At 43.3% G+C, this 22,849-nt stretch carries 15 protein-coding genes and 1 pseudogene; 5 read left to right on the top strand and 11 right to left on the bottom strand.

Features of this window, described 5'->3' with window-relative positions; translation table 11 throughout:
- Window positions 1-8: 8 nt before the first annotated feature.
- The 4 genes from KUV50_RS13470 to KUV50_RS13455 form a co-directional block, all read right to left on the bottom strand.
- Window positions 9-524: an RNA polymerase sigma factor gene (locus tag KUV50_RS13470; RefSeq protein ID WP_222580694.1), complete on the bottom strand. Its 516-nt coding sequence runs from the start codon at window positions 522-524 to the stop codon at window positions 9-11.
- 555 nt (window positions 525-1,079) lie between these two features.
- On the bottom strand, window positions 1,080-1,922 hold the full coding sequence (locus KUV50_RS13465) for a DUF4249 domain-containing protein (protein WP_222580693.1): 843 nt from the start codon (window positions 1,920-1,922) through the stop codon (window positions 1,080-1,082).
- A gap of 11 nt (window positions 1,923-1,933) precedes the next feature.
- Complete coding sequence (locus KUV50_RS13460; RefSeq protein WP_222580692.1) at window positions 1,934-4,273, bottom strand: TonB-dependent receptor; 2,340 nt, start codon at window positions 4,271-4,273, stop codon at window positions 1,934-1,936.
- Between the two features lie 149 nt (window positions 4,274-4,422).
- The gene (locus KUV50_RS13455) at window positions 4,423-5,394 is read right to left on the bottom strand and encodes a Gfo/Idh/MocA family protein (RefSeq protein WP_222580691.1); all 972 of its coding nucleotides are present in this window, start codon (window positions 5,392-5,394) and stop codon (window positions 4,423-4,425) included.
- A 370-nt stretch (window positions 5,395-5,764) separates the two neighbouring features.
- Here KUV50_RS13455 and KUV50_RS13450 point away from each other — a divergent pair, with 370 nt between their 5' ends.
- Window positions 5,765-6,196 carry a hypothetical protein gene (locus KUV50_RS13450; protein WP_222580690.1) on the top strand — a complete coding sequence of 144 codons (432 nt, stop codon included), beginning with the start codon at window positions 5,765-5,767 and terminating at the stop codon, window positions 6,194-6,196.
- A 143-nt stretch (window positions 6,197-6,339) separates the two neighbouring features.
- Here the strand turns inward: KUV50_RS13450 and KUV50_RS13445 are convergent, their stop codons facing one another.
- Window positions 6,340-6,573 carry a DUF6364 family protein gene (locus KUV50_RS13445; RefSeq protein WP_222580689.1) on the bottom strand — a complete coding sequence of 78 codons (234 nt, stop codon included), beginning with the start codon at window positions 6,571-6,573 and terminating at the stop codon, window positions 6,340-6,342.
- A 65-nt stretch (window positions 6,574-6,638) separates the two neighbouring features.
- Window positions 6,639-6,788 (bottom strand): annotated as a pseudogene (locus tag KUV50_RS13440) (hypothetical protein); the annotation flags it as partial.
- A 404-nt stretch (window positions 6,789-7,192) separates the two neighbouring features.
- Here KUV50_RS13440 and KUV50_RS13435 point away from each other — a divergent pair.
- The gene (locus tag KUV50_RS13435) at window positions 7,193-8,788 is read left to right on the top strand and encodes a calcineurin-like phosphoesterase C-terminal domain-containing protein (protein WP_222580687.1); all 1,596 of its coding nucleotides are present in this window, start codon (window positions 7,193-7,195) and stop codon (window positions 8,786-8,788) included.
- Between the two features lie 358 nt (window positions 8,789-9,146).
- On the opposite strand, the gene KUV50_RS13430 is transcribed toward KUV50_RS13435, so the two are convergent.
- The 4 genes from KUV50_RS13430 to KUV50_RS13415 all read right to left on the bottom strand — a co-directional run bounded on the left by KUV50_RS13430 (window position 9,147) and on the right by KUV50_RS13415 (window position 19,233).
- Complete coding sequence (locus KUV50_RS13430; protein ID WP_222580686.1) at window positions 9,147-10,958, bottom strand: RagB/SusD family nutrient uptake outer membrane protein; 1,812 nt, start codon at window positions 10,956-10,958, stop codon at window positions 9,147-9,149.
- Between the two features lie 26 nt (window positions 10,959-10,984).
- Complete coding sequence (locus tag KUV50_RS13425; protein WP_222580685.1) at window positions 10,985-14,086, bottom strand: SusC/RagA family TonB-linked outer membrane protein; 3,102 nt, start codon at window positions 14,084-14,086, stop codon at window positions 10,985-10,987.
- Between the two features lie 231 nt (window positions 14,087-14,317).
- Window positions 14,318-16,078 (bottom strand): RagB/SusD family nutrient uptake outer membrane protein, encoded by a 1,761-nt coding sequence (locus KUV50_RS13420; protein WP_222580684.1) that lies wholly within the window; start codon window positions 16,076-16,078, stop codon window positions 14,318-14,320.
- A 23-nt stretch (window positions 16,079-16,101) separates the two neighbouring features.
- The gene (locus KUV50_RS13415; RefSeq protein WP_222580683.1) at window positions 16,102-19,233 is read right to left on the bottom strand and encodes a SusC/RagA family TonB-linked outer membrane protein; all 3,132 of its coding nucleotides are present in this window, start codon (window positions 19,231-19,233) and stop codon (window positions 16,102-16,104) included.
- A 303-nt stretch (window positions 19,234-19,536) separates the two neighbouring features.
- Here KUV50_RS13415 and KUV50_RS13410 point away from each other — a divergent pair, with 303 nt between their 5' ends.
- The gene (locus tag KUV50_RS13410; RefSeq protein ID WP_222580682.1) at window positions 19,537-19,791 is read left to right on the top strand and encodes a GlsB/YeaQ/YmgE family stress response membrane protein; all 255 of its coding nucleotides are present in this window, start codon (window positions 19,537-19,539) and stop codon (window positions 19,789-19,791) included.
- Between the two features lie 9 nt (window positions 19,792-19,800).
- A complete protein-coding gene (locus KUV50_RS13405) occupies window positions 19,801-20,904 on the top strand; it encodes a VWA domain-containing protein (protein WP_222580681.1) in 1,104 nt (367 codons plus the stop codon).
- A 319-nt stretch (window positions 20,905-21,223) separates the two neighbouring features.
- Here KUV50_RS13405 and KUV50_RS13400 read toward each other — a convergent pair whose 3' ends face one another.
- Window positions 21,224-21,727 (bottom strand): nucleoside deaminase, encoded by a 504-nt coding sequence (locus KUV50_RS13400; RefSeq protein ID WP_222580680.1) that lies wholly within the window; start codon window positions 21,725-21,727, stop codon window positions 21,224-21,226.
- 568 nt (window positions 21,728-22,295) lie between these two features.
- Between KUV50_RS13400 and KUV50_RS13395 the strand changes: the two genes are divergently transcribed.
- A complete protein-coding gene (locus KUV50_RS13395) occupies window positions 22,296-22,808 on the top strand; it encodes an acyl-CoA thioesterase (protein WP_222580679.1) in 513 nt (170 codons plus the stop codon).
- Window positions 22,809-22,849 lie beyond the last annotated feature (41 nt).

Here is a 22,849-nt window from a genome sequence, read left to right as displayed (position 1 = left end):
TGGCGAGATTACCATCGGGGCAACCCCTCCGGGAAGGCTTTTCTAATTTTTTGAAAACTCCGTTGCAGGTTGTTCAGAACAGACTGATAGTTTACATCCAGCAAATCTGCAATCTCCTGATAACTTTTTGACTCAAAATAATGGAGGAGTATGATCTCCTTTTGACGCGAGGTAAGCGTGTTTAATAGTTCTACGATTTGTGCTTTTTGAATCCCGGATTCTTCATCTTGAATCATAAAGTCTTCGGGGGAGAATTCGATCTCTCCCATCGATGTACCGATTTTCTTTAACCGGTTTTGATTTGAACGGAGTAATTCCCGACGAAAGCTCTTTAATACATAAGCATCCGGAGCAGGGTGCTCCTGAATGTCGAGCCCTTTTTCAATAAACTGAAGAAACAAGGATTGAATGGTATCTTCTACGTGTGCTCTATCACCCACCAATTTTAATCCATACCGCAACATGATCGGATACGTTTTTCCATAGAGCTTCCTGAGATAGCGGGTGTTCTCGTCTCTTTTCATTTTGCGGCAACTCGCATGTCTTAAACAGTCAAAAACACGCAATTAATAAAGTATAAATTTACCTGTATAAAAAGGTACAGAGTAATATATTTAATCTAAATACCTGTATTATACTTACTTTATTAAGTGAACCATTCACCTATTATTTTTAGGTTATAATTGGTTTACTTCCTAAGCAGCAGTTTTATCCATGTGATCGGATAAAGTTCTTTCTGGTCAAAAGTTATAGATTCTTTTCAATGATAATTCGAGGGCACTTGGGGCCTAGAACCATTTTGCGCCACCGAAAAACGGCAACCCGCATTACTCATCACAACACTATCAGTATGGTCGCAAACAATACAATATCAATTATTTATAAAATCGCAGTACAGATTGCATTTATTTCCAAGAAGCAGAGCTTGTGCCCCTGAAAAGCGGTAAGCTCCTTCCTCCCGGGACTAGCTAGCTCCCAAAGAGATTATACTGTGACAAGTGCCGAGAACCTGCTTTCAAACCCAGGTGACGGGCACTAGCTTCCCGCTATTCCTCCCCCAAGTGCCAACCACCTTCAAGCTACTGCACCACCGTCGAATCCGCAAAAACAACGTACGCATTGAAATTCCCCAACGCCTGTTCTCCAAAGTTGGATATGGGATTGGCGGGTGCCAGACCACCCAGGCCTGCAGCCTCCAATAGCGTCCGGTAATAATCGTAGGTGCCTTGATTGATGTGGTATAATTCCACTTTTACCTTGTCGCCGATCTTTAGGGGTGGAGACAAATCAAAATCGACATAACGTCCATCGGTGAATTGATCCGTCGCCAAATACATGTTGTTATCTTCATATTCGTCAGCGTCGGCGTCATCTTGATTGAAAATGAATACTTTGTCATTCACAAAAATTTTCAGCCGGTAATAGTTGTCCACGCCTTCCGGATCCTGCGTGGTTACCTTGGCATAATAACCGGCATCTCTAAATATTGATTCTTCTTCATAAGCCACGATCAGTGAATCGATGGGATTAAATTGATCCGGCATTTTACTGGAGGCTGTGTACGTTTTTCCTTCATGATGGATCTCGAGGGTGTAATTCAATCCCACCATGCCCCGGATCGAAGTGGTCTGATAGTGGCCCGGGGTGACTTCCCACAAGGTATCGCGATTCCCCAATTCATCGTAGAGGATGACCTCCGCCCCCACTCTGGGATTGAAGTTGTTCTCGTCATAAAAGTCGGTGGTTTCAGATAGCCGGACCGTGTAAGGACCCGGTTGATTGGAAATATTGGCTTCCACCACCATCCGGGGATCCACCCGGTCCAGATCCAGTTCGATCACTTCCTCGCAAGAAAAAAGCAACCCCGTTGCTACGAGTAACAAGATTATTTTTTGAAATATTTTTGGCTTCCTTATTTCCATGGATGTAAAAGCTATTTGAATTTAAAATTGTAGGTGAGCGAAGGGATCACACTAAACAAGGCTATTTTGACCGCCTCCGTTCGACTGGGGTCGCCTTCCGCCTCCCGAAATGTGATGGAAAATGGATTTTTCCGGCCATATACATTATACACAGATAGGTTTAGACTGGACTCAAACTTGTCGGTGCTTCTGAACTTCTTGGTGATGCCCAGATCCAATCGATGATAATCCGGGTACCTGTCATTGTTCCTGCCACTGTATAAATTGACAATCTGTCCTTCTGCCTCGTATTTTCCGACCGGATAAGTCACGGCATTCCCCGTCCGGAAAACAAAGGTTCCCGAGAAGGTCCATTTTTTATTGAGCTCGTAGATGCCCACCAAGGTCATATCATGGGTCCGGTCCCAGTTCGCGGGATAGGGATCCCCGTGGTCGATGTCATCAAATTCCCGTTCTGTTTTGGACCAGGTGTAGCTTATCCAGCCATTTAACTGTCCCACATTCTTCTTGAGGTAAAATTCCGCCCCATAAGAGTAGCCTCTTCCAAAAAGCAACTGTGATTCCACATTCTCATTGAACACCAAATTTGCGCCCGTCTTGTAGTCAATCTGGTTTAGCATATTTTTATAATAGATCTCCAGGGAGCTTTCATACCCGTCATCTTTGAAGTTGCGATAGTAGCCGGTCGCATACTGGTCCGCTATCTGAGGCCGGACATTGTTACTGCTCGGAATCCACAAATCGATCGGAGTTCCTGTACTTGAATTTGAGATCAAATGCAAATACTGTCGATTTCGCCCATACGATGCTTTCACCGAGCTCTGTTCGTCCAGGGTGTAAGTCAATCCGATTCTGGGTTCCAACCCGCCATAGCTCTTGACCAGCTCAAAATCACTGTACGTCTGGACATCCACAATTTCACCGGAGGTATCATATGAAAAAATATCTCCCGGCCCCACTTGTGCAAAATACGAATAGCGCAACCCCAGGTTCATATTAAACGATTCGGAAAGTTTCATATCATTGGCGAGGTAAACGGCACCATCCAGGGCATATTTATCCTGCAGTTCGGCCCTGTTAATACCGGAATTCGCCTCCGGTGCGATTTCACCAGGCAAAAAGGTATGGTAAGCGGCAGAAAGTCCAAACTTTATGGTATTGCTCGTATTCAAAAAGTAGGTAAAGTCCTCTTTCAAACTGATGTCCTGAATCGATGAGGTGATCTTAAAACCATCGTTTTTTTCATCGCTGCCTCCGATCTCTACCACGTAATTGTAATCGCTGAAAAGGGCTGTCGTGTTCAAAAATAATTTATCGTTGAACAAATGATTCCACCGCAATGTCGTCGTGGTGTTGCCCCAGTCAAAACCAAATACATCGCTAAACCCGAACTTGTCCCGCCCAAAGTACCCGGATACATACAATCTGTCTTTGTCGCTCAGCTTGTAATTCGCCTTCAGGTTCAGATCATAAAAATACAAGATGGAGTTTTTCAAGTCCTCGTTTTTGGAAAGATTGAGAAACAAATCCAGATAGGTTCGCCGGCCACTGACGATAAACGATCCCTTATCCTTTACGATCGGTGCCTCCAGAGTGAGTCGCGATGAAATCAGGCCCACACCCCCACTCGCGTTGAATTTTTTACTGTTCCCGTCCTTCATTTTAATATCGAGAACCGAGGAAGCCCGTCCGCCGTATTGAGCCGGTATGTGTCCTTTGTAAACGCTCAGATCTTTGATCGCATCCGAATTGAATACAGAGAAAAAGCCCAGTAAATGCGAGGCATTGTAGACAGGAGCTTCATCCAGTAAAATCAAGTTCTGATCTGCACTGCCACCCCGGATAAAAAAGCCGCCCCCGCCTTCTGATGATTTGATTCCGGGTAAAAGGGTGATGGTCTTGATCACATCCTGTTCCCCGAAAATTACAGGAATAGCCTGGGCTTCTTTCACATCAATTTTATTCACGCTCATTTGGGTAGAGCGGACGTTTTGATCGGTTTGTTCAGCTGAAATAACCACTTCGCTCAGCTGGGTGGAGGTGACGTTGAGTTCTAAATCAAATTTCAGATCCTGATCCAGAACCACCTCCTTTTTTATGGTCTCATAACCGATGTAGCTAAAACTCAAGGTATAACTTCCTTCCGGAATGGTCAGCGAGTAAAACCCATACACGTTGGTCGTGGTTCCCGTCTTCAATTCTTCTACGGAGATGGAGGCACCGATGAGGTCTTCACCGTTTCCTGCATCCTTCAAAGTACCACTGATCGTAAACTTTTCCTGACCGAACGAAAAAACTGTTGTCAGGCAAAAGAACAACAACCCTATATTTTTAGATTTTCGTCGTATCATTTGCTGCATACTTGCTTCCAAAATTTATTTGACTTCATGGTTTTTACAAAGAACCTGAGTGTCACTACTATTTATTCTTGTAAGAGACTTCAACTGAATTTACGGATCGAATATTTTAAAAAACGCTGATTGATTCATCAAAGCGACCGCTACTCGTGGGAATTCTCTTTTATCGCTTCAATGACTTTCATGTTTTGTACCGCATCATTCAAAGGAACGGGAACTGGTCCATCTTCTATAATCGCTCTTGAAAATGCATCGGTCTGCAAGCTGTATTGATCACCTGGACCAAATGAAAGTTCCTTGACTCCATCTTTCGTGGTCATCTTCACCGTTACCGCACGATCACGAGGCGGGTTAAACGGGATCTCAAATTCAATCTTTCCTCGTGTACCGAAAAGTTTGACCTCCTGATGCTCCATCAGCCCGATGGAGGAAAAGAATATAGACCGCCCTGCCTCAAATTCTAAGATTCCCGATGTCGTCACATCCACTTCAAAATCAGAATGAAAACCCTGCGTAGAAAGCACCCGGATGGGCTCCGCATCAAACAGGTATCGGGAGATCGAAACCGGGTAACAGCCGACATCCATCAAGCTCCCTCCACCATACTCTTTCACATTCACGATGCTTGCCGGATCATCATCAAAAAATGAAAAAGAAGATTGAATCATTTCCAGGTTTCCTATAGCTCCTTCCCGGATCTTTTGCTTGACATCGATCCACTGGGGATGAAACTTGTACATAAAAGCTTCCATTATTTTCAGTTCCGGGTGTTGCGGTGCTTCTTCCAGCAGTGCTTGCGCTTCTTTGACATTCATGGCCACCGGCTTTTCCACCAGAACATGCTTTCCTGCCCTCAAAGCCTTTGTGGCCCACTTGACATGAAGGTGATTGGGTAGCGGAATGTAAACTGCCTCCACCTCCGGATCGTTCAGTAACTCTTCATAATTCTTATGATAATAGGGAATATCAAATTGATGAGCCGTGATTTTGGCCTTCTCCTCACGCCGTGAAGCAATGGCCCATACCTGTCCCAGTTGACTTTGTTGAATCGCTGGTATCACTTGCTCCACGGCTATGGTGGCCGTGCTCAGTATACCCCATTTTATTTTTCTCATCATTAATTTTTTAGTCTATCTGGCTGTCTTCATTATAAAAATCCATCCTGGTCCAGGTAAAAACGTGGGATTAGCATATCGCTTAGCTTCGTCAATTGCTGCCCTTCCAAAAGAAGTGTTCAAGGCTATTTACATCATTCGATTTCACGTGTAAATATAAAAGATATATGCGTAATTTTTTTTACTACCAAAGTGAGCTTCGTGCAATGACCAAGGACGGTTTCATCCCCATTAATTTCATTAACACCCGTTAATCTTTCCTGAATTCACCCGCCGGACTGACGAAATCGTTTTGCGTCGTGTCTTATGGGTCTAATGGGTTTTATTCCATTAGCGAAAAGATTAATTATTTAACCAAAACAATTTTTTTATGAAATTCAGTTTTTTGAAATCGATGTTGATTGCTGCGGCCCTGATGATGGGTTTTGCTTCGTGTGAAAAAGATGATCCGGAACCGGCATTACCTTACGAAGATGTATTTGGAAACTGGGAATGGATTTCCACTACCCCGGGTGAATCCGATGAAGCGATCCTGGCAGATTCCGTGGACTACAGCCAAAGTCTGAAGATCACTTCTGATGGCCTGTACACTTGGAAGAAATCAGATTCGACGTCAGATACTACGCTGATCGAAAGTGATTTTCAGATCATCGAGGATTCCACGGCAACCGAACAGGATGTGTTTATCTTCCAGTTTGACGACAGCAGCCTGGATGACCAATCATTTTACGTGAAGAGCGACACCTTGTACCTCGACGAAAATTGCGAGCAGTGTGATTCGCATGTATTTACGCGGAAGTAAGTATATCCCATATGTGTCTATAGGACACTAAAATGATGCCTGGCAACAGATATAGAGGACATGGAGTTTCTCATTTGGAATTGATGTAAATTTAACTGCCCTAATCAATCCGATAGTGAGCTTCTCTATGTCCTTTGCCGGCATTAATATTTACCAGCAAGAATAGTACGTATCTCTTTTTTCACATCAATGTCGTCCGGAAGATCTATGATACCTGTTATTTGATCCAACTCATCATCAACTTCAGGATCGTCCTCCCTGGTGATTTTATCCAGATCCGTTTCCACAATATTCGACAAACTTCTATTTGATTTTTTGGCAAAATCTTTTGCCCGCTTAATTACCCGGTTATCAATGGATAAGGTTAATTTTGACATGGTACGTATGTTTTATGTAAATAGACGTAAACGCTGAATAAACAAGAAGCCAGAAGTAGCCACATTCAATTCTCCGGCACGATCGAAAATCGGAAAGAATAATTCTTTGCCGGAATGGCGTATTGGGGATACGGGCGGGCACCCCATGAATTATCACCGGCAACGCCCATCATCTTGAGATCAGCCGTCACAAACACACCGTCTATATTTACAGGGTCATGGGTATGACGGTACTACAGTAGGTCTGTCTTATGATCAAAAACCCAAATGGGATGGGATATAGCGGAGAACACACCGTCCAAAATAAATTCTGGCCTAAATGTAATTAATTGATAATCTACATATTGCAATTTTGAAATCCCCAAATTTGAAATCAAGGTTCAATTTTTGCTTGTCACGATTTTTGGTCAAAAATCGCGCCAAGCCTACCTCAAAACCACCTATACTATATCCCGGGTTGAAACCCGGGGCTATGATATTTTGCCCCCGCTGGGGTCTTTTGAATTAATTATTTTGGACGCTTCTGAGCGGAGAGCACTACTTGCGATTCTTCTTTCTGCGAATTAATGATATTTTTACATGTAGAAATATTTCATCCATCTTAATCACTTCACCTACAATGATGAACTCATCGCTCGAACCAGGAACACCTATTCGCCTCTACCTGATCGTTGGAATTTTACTACTTAATATAAGTACCGTATGTGGCCAGCAGGTCAGAGGAATCGTATATGAGGACGCCAATCAGAATCAAGTACTGGACCCAAATGAAAAAGGGATTCCGAATGTGGCTGTCTCCAATGGCGTGGAAGTCACACAAACGGACCGCGATGGAAAGTACGTACTTCCGGGGTCAGATGATCAGATCATATTCGTGATAAAGCCTGCCGGATACCAATTTGCAATAAATGAATATCAGCAGCCCCAGTTTTATTATAATCACAAACCCAATGGCTCCCCCAGGTTAAAATACAGCGGTGTGGCGCCGACCGGTCCACTCCCAGAGTCCATTAATTTCGGCCTGACACCCACTGATGAGGCCGATGAATATTCGCTGGTCGTGTTTGGTGACCCCCAACCTTATACGCTGGAACAGGTCCACTACTTCAATCAGGGCATTGTTTCTGAATTAGTAGGAAATAAAAAGCATTCTTTTGGCATCAGTTTGGGTGATTTGGTCGGCGATGACCTCACCTTATTTTATCCGTATCTTCATGCGACTTCGAGGATTGGTTTGCCGTGGTATCACGTCTATGGGAATCACGACATGAATTTTGATGCCAAAGAAGATCGCTATGCAGACGAAACCTTTGAAGCGGTTTTCGGACCTGCCAATTATTCTTTCAATTATGGAAAAGTGCATTACATCATACTTGATGATGTTCTTTATCCCGATCCCCGGGATGGACGCGGTTATTGGGGTGGATTCCGCAAGGATCAGCTTGAGTTTGTAAAAAACGACTTAAAGTACGTTCCCAAAGATCACCTCGTCATCGTGAGTTTCCACATTCCCATCACCGAATACAACGGGGGTGATCAATTTAGAGACAGCGATCGTGAAAAGCTGTTTGATTTATTAAAAGATCATCTGAATACGCTATCCCTGTCCGCACATACACATTTCCAAATGCATGACTTTTTTGGTAAAGACCGGGGATGGAAGGGAAATAAAGTTCACCACCACTACAACGTCGGCACTACATCAGGAGATTGGTATTCCGGGTCCATGGACCGTTACAACACACCCAATGCCCGAATGCGGGACGGGACACCAAAAGGGTATGCCATATTGAATATTGATGGGAATAAATATGAGTTTGACTATAAAGTCGCCGGCGAAGATGAAGCTCACAAAATGCACATCCATACGCCCAAAGTCGTACCCGGTGGCGGTCGATCCCGAGGCGAGGTGGTTGTTAACTTCTACCAGGGAAGCCGACGTGATAGTTTATTCTTTCGGGTCAACGAAGAGGAATGGCAACCGATGCGCTATGCCCCTTCATTTGATCCCGTGATTACGAAGGTTCAGCATGACTGGGATTATTATTATTCATTACCGGAAGGCAGACGCCCTTCCCACCCCATAATTTCGACACACATCTGGCGGTCCCGCATCCCAAATCATTTGGAACCCGGGGAACACATCCTGGAAGTGAAAGCGGTCGACTTTATGGGTAGGACGTATACCAATAAAACAACCTATGTGATCCGGTAAATCGACCGACTCATTATTTTGATCATTCTCAACTGGGTCCCTATTCAAGTAGTTTGACTCAATTTTTATAAATACTTTATACGGTGTAAGCTTGTGGTGGAGATTTGGTCACACTACCGATCATCCGTTTTCCTAATAGATTATGTTTTTTTAGACAGGGCATAAAACTTTATGGCTTAAATTTCCACTTCGTTCAAGTCGCTCACCAGGCCGGGCTATTCAAATTCCAGATCATCCCAACTTCTGAAAAGATGCAAAGACCTCATTGTAACTTACCCGTTCTCAAGTCCAGTTCAAAACAAGAAAGGCCATTGCTGCATCACAATGGCCTTCGCTTTACTATTTTATACTACTAATATTATTCGATGACTTCGATTGGTGGTTTATTATTCTCCGCTCCGTCATACCCTTTATTTTGATTGATGGTCCCTAGCGTATTTGCTGTAATCAATTTATCATCGATGGGCCACAGAATATTATGAGGCTCAAACTTGGCACTTTGACCAATGGCTACAAACTTATCTCCCACCGGGACTTCCAGCCCCAGGTATGTTGTTGTTTTTGAACCGGTGTACTGAGGATAAAAATAATTATACTTCATGAGGCGATCATAATACCAACTACTCTGTGATATATTTTCTTCAGAATACCCATTTAAGCCCAAACGTGCCATAGTAAATGACACACGCACCATTTCATTTTGACGCGGAGTTTCTGCAAACAATTCCCGGGCTCGTTCATCAAAAATATAGTCAATGGTCACATCATCTGCAGAAATCGGCGTGGCATTGGCTCGAACACGAACCTCGTTTATATCTTCAGCTGCTGCCGCCAATTCTCCCTTCCAATAATATGCTTCTGCTCGTATGAGATATGTTTCTGCTAATCGAAAAACATACCAGTCACCGTTTCCTCCGTTGGGACGGGCCGCTTTGTCTTGTTGAAAGACCATCGTTTTGTAGATAGGCAGCGCATACATGCCCGTTAAAGCTGTATAGCGATCTCCAGTCATCCATTCCATTCGCCATGGTTCCCCGTAATTGACCGACTCTGGATTGTTGTACCTAAACTCATGGATATCATACCAGTTGATGTCAGATCTTCGAAGGTCTGTCGTCATACTCCAGTTCGCATCTCCGTCACTCCAGATATCATAGGTGTACCATTCAGTGAGGTTTGCATCAGGATTCCCGCGTCCCAGACTATCATACAAGGGCCCTTCGTCAATCATTCCCCGGTTGCCCTCGCTATCGCGGTGCCGCGAATGCCACCACGAACTATGATAGGTCCGCATGGTATACAATCCCGGGCTTTTCGCATCATCGGGCGCTTCAAATCGATCCACAATGGAAAGGATGTTTTCCGAATTCGTAGATAAATTTTTATTTTCTGGACGATGTAAATCCCAGATTACGTTTTTACTAGCATCCGAGGCATCAACACCAAATCGTTCTGTCATTAAAGCATATGGACCATTTATTACACGAGATGCCGCATCAATAGCCTTGTCAAATTCCAGATTTGCAAGATAAATTTTGGCCAGCAAATGATTGCCAGCTCCTTTGGTGACAGCACCAGGTATGGCTGATTCCGGCAAATTATCAACAGAAGATTCCAGGTCTGCTTGAATTTTCTTCAAAATAGCCCAACGGCTGTATGTATTAAAGTCCAGTTTTGGCTTTGTTATTTCTTCGCCTACCCAGGGGACATCACCATAGTTGTGTACCAACCGATAATACCAGTAGGCTCGGTGCCACAATGCTTCGGCCAATATACTGTTGCGCTCTTCTAGATTCTCCCATTCAATATCATCAATTCTCGAAATAACAATATTGGCATTTTTAATAAATTCATACATTGAGTTGATCTGGCTAACATACTTCGAATACCGGTCCGAATTGGGTGTTAACTGCGTAAAGTCCATTTGGACATAAGCAACTGCAGCCTCAGTCGTATTCCATTGGTGGTGCATAAAATCCCGGTTTCCCGTGTTTTCATAGATGAGAGATTTTCGCATATTCACCAGTAAGGATTCAAATCCTGCTTTGTCCACGTAAATATTTTCAGGTGCAAAAAAGGACAATGGCTCTGGTTTTAAAAAATCTTCAGAGCATGAAGTAAACATGGATATAAGAATCCAGATAAAGCTATATTTTATGATGCTTTTCATATCATGTACTTTTATATATTCGCAAATTATAGTGATAGGTTCAGCCCCATCGTATAGGTTCGTGGCATTGGACTGAACCCAGTCTCAGGATCCCATCCCGGCCAATCTGAAAATGTCCACAGATTTCGTACGGATGCAAAAATTTGAAGGGATTGAAAATTAATGCTCGTAAGCCGATCCATTGGGAATCTATAGTTCAAGGTGAAGTCCTGAATACGGACGAAGCTCTTGGGCTTAAATAGATCTATACCACCTCCATACGGTGCATCATTTTGTCCCAACCTTGGCCAGTCATTGGAGCGATTCTCTTTGGTCCAGTAGGGAACCGGCGGCGTATTGTACCGATCATATGTGGAATGTCGATGCCGTGCCGGACGAAATCGTCCCATATGGCCCAAGTCGGCTCGCACAAAAACGGAAGCAGTCAGATTTTTTAAGATGGTAAAATCATTTCGCAAACCCACCCGAAACCTAGGCTGATCATACCCTATAAATGTTTTATCCTTTACAGCTTCGTATGTTCCGTTATCATCCAAATCACGAGCTTTAAAATCACCCGGCTCTAAATTATATTTGGCCGCTTCATCTCGTTCTTCTTCCTGCCAAATCCCCACTATATCGTAATTCCAAATGGCATCGATGCCATGGCCGGGGAACCATTCGTTTGAAAAATCTGGTATCTCACCATGATACTCTTTTCCTTCAAAAACAAAATCTCCTTCTATTCCAAAAAGACGATTAATTTTGTTGCGGTTGAGCGAGAAGTTCAAGGTACTGTTCCAATCAAATTTGGAGGTGGAAACATTAGCACTACGAAAAGTAAGTTCGACCCCTTTGTTAGCCAGTTCTCCAATATTAGTTGTTACACTGGAAAAACCGGTCGTCCGTGGCAAAATTCGATTGACCAGCAGGTTGTTCGTCACCATATCATAATAATCGAGGGTCATTTGGAACCTGCTTTCCATAAAACCTACGTCGACCCCAAAATTCAAAGACTTCGTCTCTTCCCATACCAATTGACGGTTCTCCAAAGTAGAAGTACCAATCCCGATATGTACATTCTTGCCATCGTAATATTGAACAGACTTCAATTGAGCCAGTGCCGCATACGGCCCGATATCCCGGTTCCCATTAACACCCCAGGAGGCACGAACTTTGAGTTGGTCTATAGAATTTATATTAAAGAATTGTTCTTCTGAAAGTTTCCAGGCAAACGCCAGAGCGGGAAAAGTGGCTCGGGGATGTTCTTGACCAAAAGCAGAAAAACCATCTCTTCGTATCGAAGCAGTCAGAAGGTACTTATTAAGCAGAGCATAATTCAAACGAGCCATGAGCGCATCTCCGGTCACCTTAACATCATTCGAACTCAAAGCGGGATTAATACCATATTGGGTTCCTGAATACCCCAGTGCCGGGCTGGGTAAAAAAGTATTATTCTCTTGTTCACTCTGCCACGATCTGGTGTGCTCTACATTTTGAAGCAAAGTCACATCAAAGTCATGTATTCCAAAGCTTTTTTTCCAAGTAAGTAAATTATCCACCATATATTCTACCTGAGTATAGTCCAGTCTTCTGGCTCTTCCACCAGATATATCCTGACCTCCCGTGATCGTTTGAGGAGACCAATAATTATAATCCCGCAGAGACTGAACCCGTGGTTGGAAGGAGACTTTATATTCAATGCCATAGGGCAATTTGAATTTGGCAAACAAGGAAGAGAATAAACTATTGATTTTTCGGTCCCGGTCTTGCCCCAGGGTATTGATTAGAGGGTTGCGTGCACCCACATAATCACCAGGATACCACTTTAAACTACCATCATCATTTCGCATTTTTGCAAAAGGACTCACGCTTTGCATCCAACTAAGATTTGCTGCCACAGAACTTTCATCACGGACTGTAAATTGCGTATTGGTTCCGACATTTAACCATGGTGTAATATCAAAATCAACGTTGAGCCTGGATCTGATCGCATTGAAATTATCTCCGCGAATAATACCTTCGTTATCAACGTACCCCAAAGACCAATAATACCTGGAATTCTCTGTTCCACCGGAAACACTAAGATCATAATCCTGACGTACCCCGTTTTGAAAAGTTTCATCCAACCAGTCTATTGTCTCACCCTGAAGATATGTTTCTATTTCAGTGGGGAAAAAGTTTAACCGAGAGAGATACTCTCTTTGGTCATCGGGAAGAGGATTCGGGTTGAGCGAGCGCCACTCTTCCAATGTAATCCCACTACTCAAATTGGATGGATCATCCCAGTAGGTATCCGGGAAGGGCTGAGCCAGACCTCTGTAGTATTCTTTTCTAAAATCGATGTATTCTTCAGGCCCACGTACACCATATTGATCAGAACTTAATTGGGACATTCCGATCCGGGTCGTTAAGTTAACCACAGGCTTGCCGGTACTCCCTTTTGAGGTAGTAATGAGGATAACACCCGAAGCTGCTTTAGCACCAAAAATAGCCGTTGAGCTGGCATCCTTAAGTATATCAATACTTGCAATATCGTTCGGGTTTATGTCCCGTAAGCTTCCGTTGAATATCACCCCATCCAGTACAATCAGTGGATTTGTTGAAGCCGTCAAAGAAGTGGGGCCCCGTACTTCCAATGAACTACCCCCGGCGGCAGAGGTACTTTGATTGGCATTAAAACCAGCCACTGTTCCTGTCAGCATATCTGTCAGCTGAGTCATAGCTTGGCTTTTAAATTTTTCAGCGTCTATCCGTTCGACGGAACCGGTTAAATCACTTTTTTTCACGGTGCCATAACCAACCACAACCAGTTCATCCAATACTTCAGCATCTGAAATCATGGTCACATCGATTGTCGATCGACCATTTACATCGACCTCCTGACTTTGATAACCAACATAAGAAAACAATAACGTGGCATCTTCTTCCACATTCTCTAATTCATACCTCCCATTGAAATCAGTGGATGTCCCGATGGATGTACCCACCACGAGCACATTCACACCAATGAGCGGTTCTCCTTCCTGATCGGTTACGTTACCGACTATAGAAATAGGAAAATTTTCAGCTGCTTTACCTTGCGTAGAACCAAGGATTATTCCCACAAGCAGGACATAGCAACACATTAGAATTGTTCTTTTCATCATAACATACTTTAATCAATAATTATTTATTTGGCCAGATCAGGCCAAGCTCCGGTTCAATGTATACTGTATAGTAAAACATGGTTTTAATCAAAAAATCCCCATCCTGTAAAATCCTTCACGAGTTTCCGTTAACGTTCCCTAAGATATAATAAAACCCTGACTTTAAAAACAATTTATGAGATTTTATTTGATTTGCTTATGTTTCAGCTTTTCTTCGCTCTCAACCACGCCTTATTCAATGGTTTCCAATGGTGGCACATTCTTTTCTGCGCCATCATAGCCTTTATTTTGGTTAATGGTCGCCAAGGTATTCGCTGTAATGATACGATCCGGAATGGGCCACAATACATGGAATGGGGCCATGGCCGCTGTATTCCCTAATAATTCAATTTTTTGTTCGTAGGTTTTATTATACCGCATTACCCGATCAAAATAGTAATTGTTTTCTGAGAACGATGACAAGCTATAACCAGCTTTACCTTCTGCTGCCATAAGATACGAAACGCGTACCAGCTCTGAATGTCGGGGTTCTTCAGCGAATAATTCTCTGGCGCGTTCATCCATAATAAAATCAATATCCACCTCATCAGCGCTTACGGGTAGTGCATTGGCCCGGGACCGGACTACATTTAGGTCGGTTGCTGCCTCTGCTAACTGGCCCTTCCAGAAATAAGCTTCAGCTCTCAGCAAATGCGTACCAGCCAATCGGAATAAATACCAGTCTCCATTACCGCCTACCGGACGAGCATTTGCATCATCCATCGGTACATACATAATATAGTGAGGTATGGCATAAAGGTGCTTGAATGTATCCAGCTGCTGCGCAAAGTAGTCGCTGTTCACAACCTTCCCATAATCCACTGACTCCGGATTGTTATAACGCAGTTCATCGATATCGACCCAGTTGATGTCTGCTCGCCTTAGATCCGAAGTATTTCTCCAATTTTGATCTTTGTAGTTCCAGATGTGGTATTGATAGCTGGCTGTCAGGCGTACGTTCGCATTGCCCCGACCCAGCGAATCATATTGTGGTCCGTCCGCCACCATCCCAGGTTTTCCTTCGCTGTCCTTCACCTGCGCCTGCATCCATTGAGGGTTGTACAATCGCATAGTAAATAACCCACCAGAACGGGCGCCAGGTGGTGCCTCATACCGATCGATAAAGGTCAGAATGGTTTCTGTATTGTTGGGTAAATTAAAGTTTTTTGGACGGTGGAGATCCCAGATCACATTGCGATTGGGATCATCGACATCCTGTCCGAACCTTTCTTTCATCAGTTCAAAAGGGCCATCGATCACTTCGGTGGAAGCAGATATCGCTTTATCGTACTCCTGGTCAGCCAGGTATACCTTCGTCAACAAATGCAACGCAGCATATTTCGATATCTCTCCGGGTCCTATGCTTTCAGGTAAATTTTGCGCAGCATATTCCAAATCCTTTTGCAACTTATTTAAAATTGCTGTTCGACTGTGGGTTTGAAAATCCAATTTTACCTCCTCAATTTCGGTATCGATAAATGGTACATCGCCATAGGAATGCACGAGTCGATAATACCAGTACGCCCTGTGGAACAAAGCTTCACCCAGAATTCGGTTGCGTTTGGACTGATCTTCCCACTCAATGTTGTCTATTCTTGAAATTATCACATTGGCGTTCTTGATAAACTCATACATCTCCGTAAACATGCTAAGAAAAGGGTAATACCTGGAAGAGCTGGGGGTCAGATTGTAGAAATCCAACTGTGACCAGGGGGAGCCCAGATCAGAAGCTGCAAACTCCTGGGCGATCCAATGCAACCCACCGCTGTGTTCTTCTTTCAGATTTTTCCGCAATGTAATGATTATCGACTCAAATCCTTCCGGTTCAATATAAACGTTCTCCGGGGTAAAGAATGATTTGGGTTTTGGTTTCAACCAATCCTCGCTGCACGAATAAAGGAATAGAAACGCTCCGAATGCGATCAAAAATGGATATGATTTAATATTTTTCATGGTATTGTATTTTGACTTAACGCTTAGTTTAAGGTAACATCCAGGCCTATAGAAAATATACGTGGCATGGGACTATTCAATGATTCCGGATCCCATCCGGGCCATTGATTGAAGCTATACAGGTTTCGGATGGATCCATATACCCGAATGCTTCGGGTCATCAAACGCTGGGCCCATTCATCAGACACATTATAACCCAATGAAATATCCTGAATCCGAAGAAATGAAGCGGATTTGTAAAAGGATATTCCTCCTCCATAAACGGCCACATTATTGGTCAAACTTGGAAAATCATTAATAGGATTGGATGGTGTCCAATACGGTGTCTTGTATGAATTTCTCCGATCGTAAGTATCTACACCGCCCAATCTCAGTCCCTGATTGAAGGACTTCATATGTCCCAAATCTCCACGAAGGAATACGGATGCATCAAAATTTTTGAAAAACGTAAATTGTTGACGCATTCCCACCCGAAATCTTGGCCGGGTGTACCCGATGAATTGTTTGTCTTCCAGCTCTTCGAACTTTCCGTCATTATTCACATCAACGGCTTTAATATCACCGGGATTCAATCGATATTCTGCAGCGGCATCTTTTTCGTTTTCTTGCCAGATGCCTGTAATATTATAATCCCATATGTGATCAATGGCATGACCCGGGAACCATTCATTCGAATAATCGGGTACTTCACCTTGAATTTCTTTCCCTTCCAGAGTATAGGTGCCCTGATCTCCAAATAACTCTACAATTTTATTCCGATTGAGACTGAACACCACATTGGAATTCCATCTGAAATTTTCGTGATCGATGTTCACGGAATTAAAACTAAGATCCAACCCAATATTTTGCAATTCGCCCAAATTTGCTGTTACACTGCGATAACCCGATAATTCCGGTACCAATCGGTTCAGCAATAAATCGGTCGTATTCATTTTGTACAGATCCAGGTTGGTATTGATCCGCCCGTTGACCATCCCGACATCCAAACCAATGTTAAAAGACTGGGTCTTTTCCCAACGGAGATTTTTATTGGCCAGGGTATTATTAAACACCCCTACGCGGACATTGGAACCATCGTAGTACAATGTAGAAGACAATCGAGCAAGGGCAGAGTATGCACCGATCTCCCGGTTCCCATTGACCCCCCATGACAACCTGAGTTTTAAAGAGTTGATTAAATCAGATTCGAAAAAACTTTCATCAGACATTTTCCAGGCAAACGCGGCCGCCGGGAAGGTCGCCCGGGGATATTTATTCCCAAAAGCTGAATACCCATCTCTTCGCACTGAAACTGTAAACAGATAGCGATTCAGCAAGGTATAGTTTAATCGCGCCATGGCCGCATCACCAGTTGTTTCATAATCGCTGCTGTTCAACGAAGGATTGGTCCCGAAAGCCAATCCGCCAAAACCCAGATTTTGATTGGGCACGAAAGATTGATTTTCCAGGTAAGAACTCCAGCCCTGGTTTTTTTCTGAACTATATAATAAGGTCACATCAAAATTGTGAATACCTACTTCCTTTTGCCAGCTCAATATATTATCCAATATCCAGCTGTAATCGGACCCATCTCGTCGGGTAGCGTAGCCTCCACTCCTGGACCGCCCCCCCTGAAAGGTTTTATCAGACCAGAAATTGTAATCTTTCAAAAATTCAAAGCGGGGCTGAAACGAGAGCTTGTAATTAATATCAAAAGGCAAACCGACATTCGCATAAATATTAGAGAAAATCGAATTAATATTGCGCAGCTTTTCCTGCCCATAATAATCAATTAATGGATTGGCCACGATAAATGTATTCGGGAACCATTTTACATCCCCATTCTCCTCAAAAATATCACCATAGGGGCTCATATTGTACATAGCTCCTACGCTGGCCAATACTGATGATTCATCCCGATGCGAATACTGTGTGTTCAACCCCACATTGAGCCATTCCGAAATCGTATAATCTAAATTTAAACGGGAACGGATGGTTCCAAACTCATCGCCTTTGATCACCCCTTCATTATTTTGATATCCCAGCGACCAGTAATACTTCAGACTTTCTGTACCACCGGACACACTCAAATCATAATTTTGCCGAAACCCGGTTTGCATCACTTCATCAAACCAATCTACCACCTTGCCGTCTTTATAATTCTTACTTTCGATCTGATAAAAATTCAATCGGGACAAGTATTCATCCACATCATCTGACAAGGGATTGTCACTCGCACTTCGCCATTGATCAATTGTTACACCCGAAGGGAGGTTGGATGGATCATTAAAATAATACGCTGGGAACCCCGGATTGATGACCCGCAAAACATCTCTACGATAATTCAAGTATTCTTCACCCTGAAATGGTTCAAAACGCCCTGTCACATCAGCCGAGCCTAGCTGGGTACTAAATTGCACAACCGGTTTGCCATCCCCACCCATCTTTGTACTGATGATCACCACACCGGAAGCTGCTCGAGCACCATAAACAGCGGCAGAACTAGCATCTTTGAGAATATCTATGGACTCTATATCATTGGGATTGATATCTTTCAGACTTCCGTTGTATATCACCCCATCGAGAACAATCATGGGGGTACTGGATGCATTAAGTGAATTGGGGCCACGCACTTCAAGTGAACTGCCACCGGATGCACTCGTTCCTTGCGTGGCATAAAATCCAGCTACTGTTCCAGTCAACATCTCACTGACCTGTGTGACCGGTTGATCCTTGAATGTTTCACCACTTATGGTAGATACTGATCCTGTCAAATCACTCTTTTTTACCGTGCCATAGCCCACCACGATAAGTTCGTCAAGCATTTGAGCGTCCGATGACATTTCGACCAGCAAGGAACTTCTTCCTTCAAGCTCCACTTCCAGGGTCTGATAACCGATGTAGGAAAAAACGAGGGTGGCATTTTCTTCCACATCCGACAGGGTAAAATTTCCATCAAAATCGGTGGAGGTTCCTTTGGTTGTTCCTTTGACCAACACATTGACACCGATCAGTGGCTGCCCTTGCTGGTCCGTAACGATGCCCTTTACATCAATGGCCGGAAATGAAACAAGATCTTTGAAGTGATGCTCATGACCCTTCCCGTGCGCCGTTAACGTTAACAAAACACACAAAATCAAAAAACTCTTCCAACTGAAAGTGGTTGAATATTCCATAATTATTAAAATTTATTATACGTCAGAGCATACAGAATCATACATCTTCACACGTTTTCATCCGTCTGTAATCTTATAATAAGACTCCCCAAAAAACCTAATTAATACAAAATTTGAATTTCGGTTACGTACACAATTTATGATTTCCTTATTAATTTTCCAACTTATTCTATACTAAAGCTAAATTTTAACATCTAGCGCGGCGTCCAAAATTCCACATCCGGCTCATAGCCACCATATCTGAATGCGATCAATTAAATCTTTTTTACTATTTTACAGGTTCAATAAATCATTGTCTCGATCATGTTTAAAATTTTAGGTTGGATTATTATCGGAGGCATCGCGGGCTGGATAGCCAGCCTCATGTGGAAAGGCTCTGGTTCCGGATTACTGATCAATATCGTTCTGGGTATAGCTGGCGGTATTGTAGGAGGCTTTGTCTTTCGGTTACTCGGCATGCAATCCACCGGCACCTGGGGTTCACTGGTCACGGCTGTCGTCGGTGCTTTCCTCCTTCTTTGGCTGCGTGCTTTCTTCCGACATACTAAAAAACGATAAGGTTCTCCAGTGACTGACTCAGTACAAGACACCGAACTGGTCCGAAAGTGGCGACTCATCCTGGGACCCGAAGCGGAGACCACCGATGAGGTAGAGCTGGATGAAAATGCAAAAAAAACAGATCGCACCCTCTCCCTCCTTTTCGATCAAACGGAGAATGATCTGCTGAAAAGATCCCGTCCACAGCTCAATGAATGGCTCCGGGACATTCGGGAACTTTTCCCAAAAAATCAAACGCTATTCTTACAAAAAGAGGCGATCGAAAAAATGCAAATAGGATCCCTTTTATTTGAAAAGGAAGTATTTGATTCACTGACGCCGGACATTGATTTGATCCGCACCATTTTGGAGCTGAAAGACCAGATTCCGCCGGATCGCATGGATGATATCCACTCCCTCGTCCGGCAATACGCCGCAGAAATCGAAGATAAAATCCACTGGGCTCTGCAAAACACATTGAATCATCTCAGCAACAAAGGGAACCCTACTACTTTTCCAAGAAAACAGGATATTGATTGGCCGAAAACCATAAAGCGCAATTTGCGCCACTATCAGTCGGATCTTCAGTCTATTATTATAAAAAACAAATATGGGTACGAACGAAAACGACAGGGATTTCCAAATTTGATTTTAGCCGTTGACTCCAGCGGCAGCATGATGGAATCCATGATCTATTCAGCCATCATCGCATCCATTATGGCGCACATCAGGACGATAGAAACCCGTCTCATCGTATTTGACCATGAGGTAGCCGATCTATCCGACCACCTGGACGACATCGTGAATTTACTTTTCCATATCCATCTGGGCGGTGGAACAAATATCCGCAAAACACTCAGATACATCCATGAGAATATAAAAAACCCGGATGATACCTACCTGTTTTTGATTAGTGATCTCTATGATAACCGGACGGACGAAGGCGTTTACGATAAAATGCGGGAGCTTCAGAAAGAAGGAGTAAAAATACACTGTATATTATCCATGCAAAACGAAGGAAAAATCCGGTACAACAAACCACTGGCTGCTCAACTTACCCACGCCGGAATCCCCTGCTATTCATCTTCACCCGACCAGTTTCCGGAGGCTTTGAAAAAGGCACTGGAGCGATAGAACCGACGAATGAGTTTGCTTCGTAAAAACGGTTTTATACAAAACAATCCCGATGTTCGGAGATTGCGTGAAGACCACATCACATTAAAGCAATCGAAACAAAATTTATCTGGGTAAAAGTATCGTCCCTAATGGGACTTGCAAGCTAATACCTCACTATTTACCGTCCGACAAGCGGACTTTTAGAGTGAATTTCTGTACTCTGCTTATAAATATAAAACTGGTAATACAAATTTTAGTGGCTTAGTGTTCGACGCTAACCACATACACCTTCCCTGAGATCGAAAAAACACATCATTCAAGAACAAAAATTCGCGGTTTACAAATCTCTATTGAAATAGGCTTTCTGGAGTGATTTGATTTCTTCCAAAAGATCACCGGTTGCCGGTCCTCTAACCTCTATATCGGACACCACAGATTGGACCGGAAAGAAATTGATCGGAGCTTCCGGTGCTCCAGAATCCTTTCGCCATTCTTCCAACTGGCGGGCTGAACTCAGGTAAACAATGGGGCCCAATCCGGCCCAGCCATGCGCTGCCGAGCACATGGGACAATGCTCCCCACTGGTGTACATGGTCACCGTCCTTCGCTGTTCTTCCGATAAATTTTCGCAAGCCCACCGGGCAAGATCAATTTCAGGGTGGGCTAGCGCATTGATTTCGTTGCTTCGATTACGAGCTTGGGCAATGACCGCTCCTTCTGCCGACACCAGGACAGAACCAAAAGGGGCATCGCCTGCTTCGAAAGCTTCCCGCGCCAGATTCAAGCAAAGGCGTAAGAATTTTTGATCCATATCCGTTAAATCCGTTTCAGTCTTTTTCATTTTATATTAAAATTGAAGATTGGAAAATGAAGTTATAGATCCTAAAATAAAAGCCGGCAATTCAATCCAATGGTGAGCGTGGATTTATCATTTCGAAAATCAGAATTTTTAAGATTAAGACTATAACCATTTTGCACCTGAAGCTTCACCTTTTCATACCCGTTTTAGAGCGCAATCAAGGAAATAAAGCTAACCCAAATAGCCAGGACTGTATCGTAAAACTTTCAAAACCACTCACATCTTAATGATTCAATGAATATACAAACTATTAAGTCAACGATCGACCTAAGAATATATTCTAAACTAATAAAGTCAAAAACAAACCATAGCTCAGCAAAATATTCATTGACCCGTTTGGAGTTTATCGATTTGACATAAAGAGAAATAATGTTTATCCGAAAAGTCAAACACAGACATTGCCCTATCCAAAGGGGCTTATTTATGAACACCGGGGGCAATTGATTCATAGAAGTTGCAACAAAGTACGTGTTTCAAATCTAGGACCTTTATCTTCACGGTTTTGAATGGAAGCGACTTCTACACCTAATACAATTAAACAATACAACTTATGAATCTCTTTAAGAAAGATTTCGATATCCGTTGGAGTGACCTTGATGCCAATCGGCATGTAGCCAATTCCGCTTACCAAAATTTTATGAGCCACACCCGCATGGCTTATCTTATGAGCCATGGTTTTGATCACCAGGATATGGTCAGACTCAACATAGGCCCTGTAATCTTTCATGAACACATTCATTACTTCAGAGAGGTTGGCGCCGGTCAAACCATCACAGTTACGCTCCAGCTCAAAGGCCTTTCCAAAGATGGGATGTTTTTTGAATTTGAGCACAACATCTACGGAAAAGATGGCACGCACCATAATTATACTGAGCTCATGGGCGGGTTTATTGATTTGGAAACACGCAAATTAACCACTTTACCAGCCGAATTAATCAGCCGGGTATTTGATGATCTGATGCGTACCGATGATTTCAAATGGTTAGCCCGGGAAGACACCCGGAAGCATCAGATTCACCCCCAAAACAAACCAGAGTGGTTGTCTAAAAACAAGACCAGATAACTTTTATAAAATCTTTTGCAAATGGAATAATTTTGTAACTT

The organism is Membranihabitans marinus (genome assembly GCF_019802045.1).
GTDB classification, from domain to species: domain Bacteria; phylum Bacteroidota; class Bacteroidia; order Chitinophagales; family Saprospiraceae; genus Membranihabitans; species Membranihabitans marinus_A.
The sequence above is the reverse complement of the archived record's forward strand: the minus strand, read 5'-3'. Positions and strand labels throughout refer to the sequence as shown.

What these genes read in the sequence shown, in the direction of transcription:
- KUV50_RS13395 (WP_222580679.1), top strand. Translation starts at nt 22,296, where the DNA reads ATGAATCTCTTTAAGAAAGATTTCGATATCCGTTGGAGTGACCTTGAT.
- KUV50_RS13455 (WP_222580691.1), bottom strand. Translation starts at nt 5,394, where the DNA reads ATGAGAAAAATAAAATGGGGTATACTGAGCACGGCCACCATAGCCGTG.
- KUV50_RS13415 (WP_222580683.1), bottom strand. Translation starts at nt 19,233, where the DNA reads ATGGAATATTCAACCACTTTCAGTTGGAAGAGTTTTTTGATTTTGTGT.
- KUV50_RS13445 (WP_222580689.1), bottom strand. Translation starts at nt 6,573, where the DNA reads ATGTCAAAATTAACCTTATCCATTGATAACCGGGTAATTAAGCGGGCA.
- KUV50_RS13410 (WP_222580682.1), top strand. Translation starts at nt 19,537, where the DNA reads ATGTTTAAAATTTTAGGTTGGATTATTATCGGAGGCATCGCGGGCTGG.
- KUV50_RS13420 (WP_222580684.1), bottom strand. Translation starts at nt 16,078, where the DNA reads ATGAAAAATATTAAATCATATCCATTTTTGATCGCATTCGGAGCGTTT.
- KUV50_RS13435 (WP_222580687.1), top strand. Translation starts at nt 7,193, where the DNA reads ATGATGAACTCATCGCTCGAACCAGGAACACCTATTCGCCTCTACCTG.
- KUV50_RS13425 (WP_222580685.1), bottom strand. Translation starts at nt 14,086, where the DNA reads ATGATGAAAAGAACAATTCTAATGTGTTGCTATGTCCTGCTTGTGGGA.
- KUV50_RS13430 (WP_222580686.1), bottom strand. Translation starts at nt 10,958, where the DNA reads ATGAAAAGCATCATAAAATATAGCTTTATCTGGATTCTTATATCCATG.
- KUV50_RS13465 (WP_222580693.1), bottom strand. Translation starts at nt 1,922, where the DNA reads ATGGAAATAAGGAAGCCAAAAATATTTCAAAAAATAATCTTGTTACTC.
- KUV50_RS13450 (WP_222580690.1), top strand. Translation starts at nt 5,765, where the DNA reads ATGAAATTCAGTTTTTTGAAATCGATGTTGATTGCTGCGGCCCTGATG.
- KUV50_RS13470 (WP_222580694.1), bottom strand. Translation starts at nt 524, where the DNA reads ATGAAAAGAGACGAGAACACCCGCTATCTCAGGAAGCTCTATGGAAAA.
- KUV50_RS13460 (WP_222580692.1), bottom strand. Translation starts at nt 4,273, where the DNA reads ATGATACGACGAAAATCTAAAAATATAGGGTTGTTGTTCTTTTGCCTG.
- KUV50_RS13400 (WP_222580680.1), bottom strand. Translation starts at nt 21,727, where the DNA reads ATGAAAAAGACTGAAACGGATTTAACGGATATGGATCAAAAATTCTTA.